Source organism: Phenylobacterium sp. (assembly GCF_031360265.1).
In the GTDB taxonomy this organism is placed as follows: Bacteria; Pseudomonadota; Alphaproteobacteria; order Caulobacterales; family Caulobacteraceae; genus Phenylobacterium.
On record NZ_JANMBF010000157.1, the window covers coordinates 1 to 9826 of the forward strand.

The 9826-nt window shown below is 68.3% G+C and carries 12 protein-coding genes and 1 tRNA gene; all 13 read left to right on the top strand.

Features of this window, described 5'->3' with window-relative positions; translation table 11 throughout:
• The coding region (gene murA / locus RMN86_RS14640; protein WP_309606596.1) for a UDP-N-acetylglucosamine 1-carboxyvinyltransferase at positions 1-927 on the top strand (927 nt) is incomplete at its 5' end.
• Positions 928-931: 4 nt separating this feature from the next.
• Positions 932-1357: a DUF2948 family protein gene (locus RMN86_RS14645; protein ID WP_309606597.1), complete on the top strand. Its 426-nt coding sequence runs from the start codon at positions 932-934 to the stop codon at positions 1355-1357.
• Between the two features lie 48 nt (positions 1358-1405).
• Entirely contained in the window at positions 1406-2689 is a 1284-nt protein-coding gene (gene hisD, locus RMN86_RS14650) for a histidinol dehydrogenase (RefSeq protein WP_309606598.1), read from the top strand.
• 74 nt (positions 2690-2763) lie between these two features.
• Positions 2764-3777, top strand: a complete 1014-nt coding sequence (locus tag RMN86_RS14655) for a fatty acid desaturase (protein ID WP_309606599.1) — start codon at positions 2764-2766, stop codon at positions 3775-3777.
• Between the two features lie 165 nt (positions 3778-3942).
• On the top strand, positions 3943-4422 hold the full coding sequence (locus RMN86_RS14660; RefSeq protein WP_309606600.1) for a UPF0262 family protein: 480 nt from the start codon (positions 3943-3945) through the stop codon (positions 4420-4422).
• A gap of 5 nt (positions 4423-4427) precedes the next feature.
• The gene (locus RMN86_RS14665) at positions 4428-4961 is read left to right on the top strand and encodes a low molecular weight phosphatase family protein (protein WP_405041353.1); all 534 of its coding nucleotides are present in this window, start codon (positions 4428-4430) and stop codon (positions 4959-4961) included.
• A gap of 75 nt (positions 4962-5036) precedes the next feature.
• Positions 5037-5255, top strand: a complete 219-nt coding sequence (gene infA / locus RMN86_RS14670; protein WP_215341158.1) for a translation initiation factor IF-1 — start codon at positions 5037-5039, stop codon at positions 5253-5255.
• A 14-nt stretch (positions 5256-5269) separates the two neighbouring features.
• Positions 5270-5857, top strand: coding sequence for a Maf family nucleotide pyrophosphatase (locus RMN86_RS14675; RefSeq protein ID WP_309606601.1), 588 nt, complete (start codon positions 5270-5272; stop codon positions 5855-5857).
• Positions 5854-6894 carry a ribonuclease E/G gene (locus tag RMN86_RS14680; RefSeq protein ID WP_309606602.1) on the top strand — a complete coding sequence of 347 codons (1041 nt, stop codon included), beginning with the start codon at positions 5854-5856 and terminating at the stop codon, positions 6892-6894. Before RMN86_RS14675 ends, RMN86_RS14680 begins: the two co-directional genes overlap by 4 nt.
• Positions 6891-7055 carry a DNA gyrase inhibitor YacG gene (yacG, locus tag RMN86_RS14685; protein WP_309606603.1) on the top strand — a complete coding sequence of 55 codons (165 nt, stop codon included), beginning with the start codon at positions 6891-6893 and terminating at the stop codon, positions 7053-7055. The genes RMN86_RS14680 and yacG overlap by 4 nt, the downstream gene beginning before the upstream one ends.
• 66 nt (positions 7056-7121) lie before the next feature.
• Positions 7122-7197 (top strand) — tRNA-Phe (locus RMN86_RS14690).
• A gap of 212 nt (positions 7198-7409) precedes the next feature.
• Positions 7410-7685: a metal/formaldehyde-sensitive transcriptional repressor gene (locus RMN86_RS14695; protein WP_309606604.1), complete on the top strand. Its 276-nt coding sequence runs from the start codon at positions 7410-7412 to the stop codon at positions 7683-7685.
• 11 nt (positions 7686-7696) lie between these two features.
• Complete coding sequence (gene dmeF / locus RMN86_RS14700) at positions 7697-8950, top strand: CDF family Co(II)/Ni(II) efflux transporter DmeF (protein WP_309606605.1); 1254 nt, start codon at positions 7697-7699, stop codon at positions 8948-8950.
• Positions 8951-9826 lie beyond the last annotated feature (876 nt).

Sequence of the window (9826 nt, forward strand, 5' to 3'; positions counted from 1 at the left end):
GGCGCGCGGCCGGTGGACCTGCACCTGAAGGCGCTGGAGGCGCTGGGCGCGCGGATCGACCTGCACGAAGGCTATGTCTACGCCCAGGCGCCGCGCGGCCTGAAGGGCGCGCGGATCGAGTTTCCGTTCAATTCCGTCGGCGCGACGGAACACGCCATGCTGGCCGCGGTGCTGGCGGACGGCGAGACCGTCATTACCAATGCCGCCTGTGAGCCGGAGCTGGACGACCTGGCCGAGTGCCTGAACGCCATGGGGGCCAAGGTCAGCGGGGCGGGGACTCCGGTGATCCGCATCCTGGGGGTCAGCCGGTTGCACGGCGCCACCCACGCGGTCATGCCCGACCGGATCGAGACCGGCACCTTCGCGGTCGCCGCCGCCATGGCGGGGGGAGAGGTGCGGCTCACCCGCACCCGCTGCGACTTCATCCAGGCGCTGATCGACAAGATGGTCGAGGCCGGCGTCGAGGTGACGCCGCACAACGACGGGCTGACGGTCAGGCGGAACGGCGGCCTGCTGAAGGCGGTGGAGATCGAGACCGGCGTCTATCCCGGGTTCGCCACCGACCTGCAGGCCCAGTTCATGGCGCTGATGACGCTGGCCGACGGCGAGAGCGTGATCCGGGAAACGATCTTCGAGAACCGTTTCATGCATGCCCCGGAACTGGCGCGACTGGGCGCCGATATCGTGGTGCAGGGGGGCGAGGCGCGGGTGCGCGGCGTTCCCTATCTGGATGGCGCCCAAGTGATGGCCACCGACCTGCGGGCTTCGGTCAGCCTGGTGATCGCCGGCCTGGCGGCGCGCGGCGAGACGATGGTCAACCGAGTCTATCACCTGGACCGCGGGTTCGAACGGCTGGAGGAGAAGCTCAGCGCCTGCGGGGCGCAGATCCGTCGCATCAAGGGCGACGGCGAGGGCGACGAGGACTGATCCGATGACCGCGACCGCGCCGCTCCGCCTGCTGGCCCAGGACCCCGACGATCTGGCGGTGATTTCGGCCGCCATGCAAGACGCCGTGGCCCGGGTCGGCGACATTGCCTACGAGGCCAAGGGACGCGTGCTGACCATCGCGTTCAACCGCTATTGCTGGGAATCGGGCGGCAGCGAGCGGGTTCGCTCGGCCCTGCAGCTGGGCGGGGTGCTGAACGTCCAGGCGCGCAAGATTCGGCGCACGCCGCGCGATGCGGTCGTCGAGGTGCTGGCCGTGACTTTCGAGGCCGGCGAGACCCCGGGCGGGCTGGTGACGATCAGCTGCGCCGGCGGGGGCGATCTGCGCGCGACGGTCGAGTGCGTCGACGCGGTGCTGGCCGATATATCCGAGCCCTGGCCGACGCCGCGTGAGCCGGCGCACCAGGATTAACCGCCGGGGCATGGCGCAGCGCCCGGCGCGCGGCTAAAGAAGCCGCCCATGCGCCGCTTCCGCTTCACCGATCCAGAGTTCACCGCCACGTTCGCGGCCTTTGTCGAAGAGCGCCGCGAGACGCCGCACGAGGTCGACGCCATCGTTGCCGACGTGCTGGCGGCGGTGCGGGCCGAGGGGCTGGCGGCCCTGTTGCGGTTCGGCCGTGAGTTCGACGGCGTCGAGCTTGACGAGGGATCGATCCGGGTCAGCGAGGCGGAGATCGCCGCAGGCGTCGAGGCCTGTCCTCAGGCTGTGCGCGACGCCATCGCCTTCGCCGCCGAGCGCATCCGCAGCTATCATGCCCGCCAACGGCCGGCCGATCTGCGCTTTACCGACGAGGCCGGGGTCGAGCTGGGCTGGCGCTGGACGGCCCTGGACTCGGTCGGGATCTATGTGCCCGGCGGCCGCGCGGCCTATCCCTCGACGGTGCTGATGAACGCTGTTCCCGCAGGCGTCGCGGGAGTGGAGCGGATCGCCATGGTGACGCCGCCCGGGCGGCTGCAACCGGCGGTTCTGGCCGCGGCGCAGGTGGCCGGGGTGACGGAGATCTGGCGGGTCGGCGGCGCCCAGGCGGTGGCCGCCCTGGCCTATGGCGCGGGCCCGATCCGACCGGTCGACAAGATCGTCGGGCCGGGCAACGCTTTCGTGACGGCGGCCAAGCGGCGGGTCTATGGCGTGGTCGGCATCGACGCCCTGGCCGGTCCCTCGGAGATCGTCGTGGTGGCGGACGGGGCCAACAGGCCGGACTGGATCGCCGCCGACCTGCTGTCGCAGGCCGAGCATGATCCCGCCGCCCAGGCGATCCTGATCACCGACGACGCGGCGTTCGCCGCCGAGGTGGAGGCCGCGGTCGCCGATCAGTTGACCAGCCTGTCGACGGGCGCGGACGCCGCCGCATCCTGGCGCGATCATGGCGCGATCGTGATTGCGCCGCTCGACGAGGCGCCGGGACTGGTCGACCTGATCGCGCCGGAGCACGTGGAGTTCGCCATCGACGCGCCCGAGCGTCTGGCCGACCGGGTGCGCCATGCGGGCGCGATCTTCCTGGGCCGTCACGCGCCTGAAGCTATTGGCGACTATGTCGCCGGCTCAAACCATGTCCTGCCGACCAGTCGCGCGGCGCGATTCTCGTCGGGCCTTTCGCTCTATGATTTCCTCAAGCGGACCTCGATCGTGAAATGTGACGAAGCCTCGTTCGCCAAGCTTGCGCCCGCAACCATCGTGCTGGCCGACGCCGAGGGCCTGCCGGCGCACGCGCGATCGGCGGCGATCCGGATGGGGCAGGGCTGAGGGTTCCGCCGCAATGAAACCGCCTTTTCACCCTATGCTGTCGATCTCAAGTCGCCTGAACAGGATCTCTGGCCTTGGTCGTTGAGACAAAGCCTGCTGGTGGATGGTTCAACAGGCTGGCGCCCTATCGCGAGCCGAAGGCCGCGCGCAGCATTCTTGAGATCGTCATTACGGTGGTGCCGTTGTTGGCCATCTGGGCGCTGGCCTGGGCGTTGCTGTCGGGGGGACTGTGGTGGGCGGCCCTGCTGCTGACGGTTCCCGCCGCCGGGTTCCTGCTGCGAATGTTCATGATCCAGCACGATTGCGGCCACGGCGCCTTCTTCGGCCAGCGCCAGGCCAACGACTGGGTGGGCCGGGTCATCGGGGTGTTCACCCTGACGCCCTACGACTATTGGCGCCAGAGCCACGCGATGCATCACGCGACCTCGGGAAATCTGGACCGGCGGGGCGGCCTGGGCGCGATCGAGGTGCTGACGGTCGAGGAATATCGGGCGCTTTCGCCGATGCGCCGGCTGCAATACTGGCTCTATCGCAATCCGATCGTGATGTTCGGCCTGGGACCGGCCTATGTGTTCCTGGTGTTCCAGCGCGTGCCGTTCGGCATGATGCGCCAGGGCTGGCGGCCCTGGGCCAGCGTGCTCGGTAACGCCGTCGGGGTGCTGGCGGGCCTGGGCGGGCTGATCTGGTTGTTCGGGATCGCCCCGGTGCTGATCGTCAACCTGGTGACCATGCTGCTGGCGGCAACGATCGGGGTCTGGCTGTTCTACGTCCAGCACCAGTTCGAAGGCGCGGTGATGATGCGCAACGGCGCTTGGAAACGCGACGAAGCGGCCCTGCACGGAAGTTCACACTATGACCTGCCGCCGGTGCTCCGCTGGTTCACCGCCAATATCGGCATCCATCATGTGCACCACCTGTCCAGCCGCATTCCATTCTATCGGCTGCCCAAGGTCCTGAAGGACCATCCGGAACTGAAGCCGCTCAGCCGCGTCGGCCTTTGGGAAAGCTTTCGTTTCGCGCGACTGGCGCTCTGGGACGAGGCCGCCGGGCGGCTGATCACCTTCCGCGAGGCCCGGCGCGCCGCCTGAACCGGCCGCCCGATCCGACTCTTGCAGACGCCCGGCGCACCCCGCGCCGGGCGTATTTTTGTATTCGCCCCACGGCTGTTGGCCGGTGTGGGATGACGCGGGGGGGCGGAATGCCATAAAGCGGGGGCGACGCCCCCTCGCCCGGACACCCCAACGCTCGACGCAATGGCCGACGATGACCGCCAGATGCACCGCCTGCAGACCGTCGAGCTCGACGAAGAGTCGCTCGCGGCGGTTTCGCGCGACCAGGAGCAGGAACGCCAGATCGCCATCTTCGATCTTCTGGAAGAGAACCATTTTCACCCGGAAGGGGCGGCGCGGGGACCCTATGACCTGAAGATGGCGCTGGTGGAGAACCGCCTGGTGCTGGACGTGCGCGGCCCCGACTATGAGAAGCGTCACATTCTGTCGCTGTCGCCGTTTCGCAGCCTGATCAAGGACTATTTCATGATCTGCGAAAGTTACTATCAGGCGATCCGCAACTCGACGCCCTCGCAGATCGAGGCCTTGGACATGGGGCGGCGCGGCCTGCACAACGAAGGCTCGCAGCTCCTGCAGACACGGCTGGCGGGCAAGGTCGAGACCGACACCGACACAGCGCGGCGGCTGTTCACCCTGATCTGCGCCCTGCATTGGCGGGGCTAGCGCCGATGCCGCCCGATCGCCTGCCCAGGTCGCCCGGCGCGGTTCTGTTCGCCTGCAACTTCAACCGGGTGCGCTCGCCGATGGCCGAAGCGCTGCTGAAGCTGTTGGTCGGCACCCAGGTCTTCGTCGACAGCTGCGGCCTGCAACGCGCGCCGGCGTCGGGCGAGGCGGAGTCTGGAGAGGCGGAGGCGGGCGAGGACCGCGCGGCCGACCCCTTCGCCCAGGCGGTGATGGCGGAACTGGGGGGCGATCTGTCCCAGCACAGGGCAAAGACCTTCGACGACCTGGAAGACAACTCCTTCGATCTGGTCATTTCGCTCACGCCCCAGGCTCAGCACCGCGCCGTGGATTTGGCGCGCGCGCGCGCCGCCGACATCGAGTACTGGCCGACGCCCGACCCGACGCTGACCGAAGGCTCCCGCGAGGCGCGATTGGCCGCCTATCGCCAGGTGCGCGATGCGCTGGCCCAGCGCATCGCCGAGCGCTTCGGACCGTCGGGCGGCGTCCCCATCGACCTCGACCCGCCCTCTGCGCTATAATTTGCGCCCTATCCGCGGCTCGCGACCTGACGTAAAGGCGCGGGCCGTCCTTTTATCCTCCGTCTGGGAGCCTGCATGGCGAAAGAAGAACTGTTGGAATTTCCGGGAACGGTCAGCGAGGTGCTGCCCAACGCGACGTTTCGCGTGAAGCTCGAGAACGACCACGAGATCATCGCCCACACGGCCGGGAAGATGCGCAAGAACCGCATCCGTGTTTCGGCCGGCGACAAGGTGCTGGTCGAGATGACGCCCTACGACCTGTCCAAGGGCCGCATCACCTTCCGCGTCCGATAGCGCGCACGGCCGCCTTGCCGCAGACGCCGCAGCGCCTGGTGCTGGCTTCCGCAAGTCCCCGACGGCTGGCCCTGCTGCGCCAGATCGGGCTGGAGCCCGATGCGATCGAGGCCGCCGAGCTCGATGAAACCCCCCGAAAAGACGAGACCCCGCGCCGGCTTGCCGTGCGCCTGGCCAGGGCGAAGGCCGACTGCGTCGCCGCCGGCCACGCGGGCAGCTATGTCCTGGCCGCCGATACGGTCGTGGCGCTCGGACGCCGGATCCTGCCCAAGGCCGAGACGGGCGAGGCCGTGCGGCGCTGCGTGGAGCTGTTGTCCGGCCGGGCGCACCAGGTGCTGACAGCGCTGTGTGTGCGGGGGCCGGACGGGCGCCTGGCGCAGCGGCTGGTCGAGACGCGGGTGCGTTTCAAGCGGCTCACCGCCGCCGAGGTGGACCGCTATCTCCAATCCGAGGAGGGCCTCGGCAAGGCGGGCGGCTATGCCGTGCAGGGCCGCGCGGGCGGGTTCGTGACCACCTTGCAAGGCTCGTACTCCGGCGTCGTCGGCCTGCCGCTCTACGAGACGGCGAACCTGCTGGCCGGCCTGGGCTATCGCCGACCATGAGCGAGCGGCGGATCTATCTCGACCGAGGTATCGGCGAGACCCGCGGGGTCGTCACTCTGGACGGCCGGCCCGAGCGGCTGCTGATCCGCCGTGACGACGACGATCCGCGGCTGGCGCTCGGCGCGCGGCTGGTGGCGCGGGTGGCGAGCCTGGAGCCGGCGCTGGGAACCGCCTTCCTCGACCTGGGCGGTGGTGTCGAGGCGATCCTGGCCTTCCGACCTGACGCGCGCCCGGTGCGCGGCCAGGCGCTGGAGATCGAGATCCGTGGAGAGCCGCGCCGGGGCAAGCTGGCGGTGGCCCGGGCCTTCGGGCCCGCGGAGGGTGCGCCCAGGCTGACCGCCCAGGCGCCGGATATCACCGCCGAGCTCCACGCCCTGGCCCCGGACGCCAGGCTGGTCGAGGGCCACCGCGCCATCGAGGAGGCCGACGCCGCGGAAGCCGAGGCCCTGGACATTCTGCACCCGTTACCCGGCGGCGGTACTCTGGCCATCGAGCCGACGCGTGCGCTGACCGCCATCGATGTCGACCTGGGCGAGCGCAAGGGCGCCGACGCCAAGCGGGTGACCCGCCAGGCCAACCTCGCCGCCCTGGGCGTGGCCGCGCGCCTGCTGCGGCTCAAGGGCCTGGGCGGCATCGTGGTGATCGATCTGGTCGGGCGCGGCCATGACGGCGTTGCGCTGCTGGCGGCGGCGCGGGCGGCCTTCGCGCCGGACAATCCCGGCGTCTCCATCGGGCCGGTCGGCCGGTTCGGAACCATGGAGCTGTCGTTGCCGCGGCGCAGCCAGCCGCTGCTGGAGCGCCTGTGCCGGCAGGATGGCGCGCCCAGCGACCGCACCTTGGCCCAGCGGCTGATCCGGCGTCTGCAGGCGGAGGGGGCCGTGCAGCCGGGGGCAAGGCTGGCTGCGACCTGCGCGCCAGCGATCTCCGCGGCCGCCGCGCCGCTCGCGGCGCTGTTGGCCCAGCAGATCGGCGCGCGCTTCACCATCCACGCCGATCCCGCCCGTCCACGCGAGCAGTTCGACGTGCGTGCGGCGTGAGCCACGCGCATTGCCCGATCTGCGGCAAGCCGGCGGCCCCTGAGCATCAGCCGTTCTGTTCCGCGCGCTGCGCCGACGTCGATCTGCACCGCTGGCTGAGCGGCCGCTATGTGGTCGCGGGCGCGTCCGAGCCGGACGATACGGACGAGGGCGACGGCTAGCTGTGGCCTTGCTGGACTTCCGAAAGAGCCTCTTCTATAGACGCGGCTCCCCGCAATGCGGCCCTCGCCTGGGTAGCTCAGTTGGTAGAGCAGCGGATTGAAAATCCGCGTGTCGGTGGTTCGAATCCGCCCCCAGGCACCATCATTTCAATAGCTTAGACGAATTCCCCTTCGGGGTGGGAATGCCGGGGACAGAGCTGGGGACGCCCTTTCCGACGACTCAGCAGCCCGAATTGCCGAAAAGCGCGTTTTCGAACCATCGTGGTTTTCGAGTCACGGCCATGAAGACGTGGCCGTCGCGACGCGTGAGGCGTGCTGTTGACATAGGGTAGGGGCCTATCCTTAAAGTCGCCCATGCACACGATCAGAGACAAGGAACGGCTCTTAGCGCGCGTCCGCCGCATCCGCGGCCAGGTTGAGGCGATTGAGAGGGCGCTGGAGACCGAAGCCGGCTGTGAAACGGTCATGCACCAGATAGCGGGCGTGCGGGGCGCAATGGCGGGGTTGATGGCTGAAGTCATTGACGACCACATCCAGACGCACCTCGTCGATCCTCGGAAGCACCCCGGCGCGCTCGATCTCGCCGCCGCGGAAGAGCTGATGGCCGTCATCCGAACCTACCTAAAGTGAAGGCCGAAAGCATGTCGAACGCCGCCGCTCAGCAATCGTCTTGGGACCATAGCCACGTCTTCCTAGGAGAGGCGCACGAGGCGAGCGAGCGCCGCACGTGGGGCGTCATCTGGCTGTGCGGCGCAATGATGGTCGTTGAGATCGTGGGCGGCCTGATCTTCGGGTCGATCGCGCTCGTGGCGGACGGGCTCCACATGTCCACCCATGCAGGCGCGCTCCTGCTGGCCGCTCTCGCCTACACATATTCTCGCAAGCACGCCGAAGACCGGCGCTTCACCTTCGGCACCGGCAAGCTGGGCGATCTTGCTGGGTTCACCAGTGCAATCGTACTGGCGATGATCTCCATTTTGATCGCCTACGAGGCCGCCATTCGGTTCGTGCATCCGGTTGCGATCCATTTCAGTCAGGCGATCCCGATCGCGGTGGTAGGGCTCGGGGTGAACGTGGCAAGCGCGTGGTTGCTAAGCAGCGGCGGACATCACAACCACGGCCATAGTCACGGGCACGACGATGCTGACCATTCGGACGGTCGCGACGAGGCGCTTCCTGTCGCGACGGCTTCTGGCCCGGCCGTCTTAAGCGTCTTTGAGGACGGCGCTCCGCCGCGCTTCCGGATGCAATGGGACGGAGCCAAGCCGCAGCCGGCGGCTTCGGTGAGCATCGAAACTGAGCGCCCGGACGGGACCCGGCAGACCTTCCGTTTTGCGGATCGCGGCTCGTACATCGAGTCGGTCGATGAGATACCCGAACCGCACGCCTTCATTGCCCATCTGCGCGTCAGGGGCGCGCCAGACCACGCGCTGGTCTTTGAGGAACATGAGCACGGCCACTCCGCTCATGACCGCGACAACAACATGCGCGCCGCAGTCATCCACGTGATGGCGGACGCCGCCGTGTCTGTGCTGGTTATCATCGGCCTTGTTCTGGCTCGCTTGTTCGGCTGGCTGTGGATGGACCCCGCGGCGGGCATTATCGGCGCGCTGGTGATTGCCAGTTGGTCCTATGGGCTCATCCGGGACACCGGCGCGATCCTGTTAGACATGAACCCCGATGAACGGCTGGCCGACAAAATTCGCCAGGCGGTGGAGGCATGTGGTGACGCAGTGGCGGACCTCCACTTGTGGCGGCTCGGTCCCGGCCACCTTGGAGCAATCGTTTGCGTCGCAACGGCCTCATCGCGGGAAACGGAGTTCTATCGGAAGGTGCTTGGCCGCTTTCCCTCGCTCTCGCACCTAACGATAGAGACCGTGAGACGAACGGATTAGGCGGGCGACGGCTAGCGAAGCTCCCAAGTCCTGATCGTTGCCGTCATCCTGACCGAGCACGTCGATCATGAGGCGGCCGGTCCTGGCGTTCGGCCCTTGCCGTCACAACGGCGAGTGATATTCGCATGTTGCGCTCCCCAGGACGCGCACGATCAATTCATGCAACCGGGCGTATGTCGAGGCTCCGCGCCGTCGCCGCAGGGCCGCTGGAGCGGCCGCCGACTGGCCTCTTCGCGGGCCGGCGCGCGGCGCCGGACGCCTATTGCAGGGCAGCGGCGCTCGGAAATTTGACGGCCGGCCTCTACCGCAGTGCGGTATGGAAATTCGCCTTGCGACGGAATCTGGTCGCTCGCCCCCCTGGCAGTCAATTGTGCACCGCAATATCGCGCGCAGCGTCACAGATAAATCACTGTTTCTGGAAGCCTTCAGCCCCTTGACGCCTCATTAAGGGGTTGCCAAAGGACCGCAGCCGCACGTCTATGATAGCGGTAAGACCCCGGAGGCCCTCGTGGCCGTTCGGGATCGCATCGCGCCTTCGGAACGCCAACCCGACATCCCGTCGGGACGCGCCACGGGTCGCGGCGCAGCGACAGCGGCCCGCCGTCCTGACCCGAGCAATCGGATCGCGTCGACGGGACAATTTCAACTAGGGTGGAGACGCTCTCGCGCGACGACCCTTTGGCCACTCGTGCTAGACCAACCAGGAACTGGCGACAGATGTTCGACAACAAACTGAAGACCCCATTCATTGCACTCGTCGGCGCGCTCGCGCTCATGGCCAGTGTTCCGGCGTTCGCTCAGACCGCCGCCCCCGCCGCACCTGCGGCTGACGCCGTCGCGGCTCCCGCGCCGGAAGCCGCGGCGCCTGCCGCGCCA

What these genes read in the sequence shown, in the direction of transcription:
- RMN86_RS14665 (WP_405041353.1), top strand. Translation starts at nt 4,428, where the DNA reads ATGCCGCCCGATCGCCTGCCCAGGTCGCCCGGCGCGGTTCTGTTCGCC.
- RMN86_RS14645 (WP_309606597.1), top strand. Translation starts at nt 932, where the DNA reads ATGACCGCGACCGCGCCGCTCCGCCTGCTGGCCCAGGACCCCGACGAT.
- RMN86_RS14660 (WP_309606600.1), top strand. Translation starts at nt 3,943, where the DNA reads ATGGCCGACGATGACCGCCAGATGCACCGCCTGCAGACCGTCGAGCTC.
- RMN86_RS14680 (WP_309606602.1), top strand. Translation starts at nt 5,854, where the DNA reads ATGAGCGAGCGGCGGATCTATCTCGACCGAGGTATCGGCGAGACCCGC.
- dmeF (WP_309606605.1), top strand. Translation starts at nt 7,697, where the DNA reads ATGTCGAACGCCGCCGCTCAGCAATCGTCTTGGGACCATAGCCACGTC.
- hisD (WP_309606598.1), top strand. Translation starts at nt 1,406, where the DNA reads ATGCGCCGCTTCCGCTTCACCGATCCAGAGTTCACCGCCACGTTCGCG.
- infA (WP_215341158.1), top strand. Translation starts at nt 5,037, where the DNA reads ATGGCGAAAGAAGAACTGTTGGAATTTCCGGGAACGGTCAGCGAGGTG.
- RMN86_RS14695 (WP_309606604.1), top strand. Translation starts at nt 7,410, where the DNA reads ATGCACACGATCAGAGACAAGGAACGGCTCTTAGCGCGCGTCCGCCGC.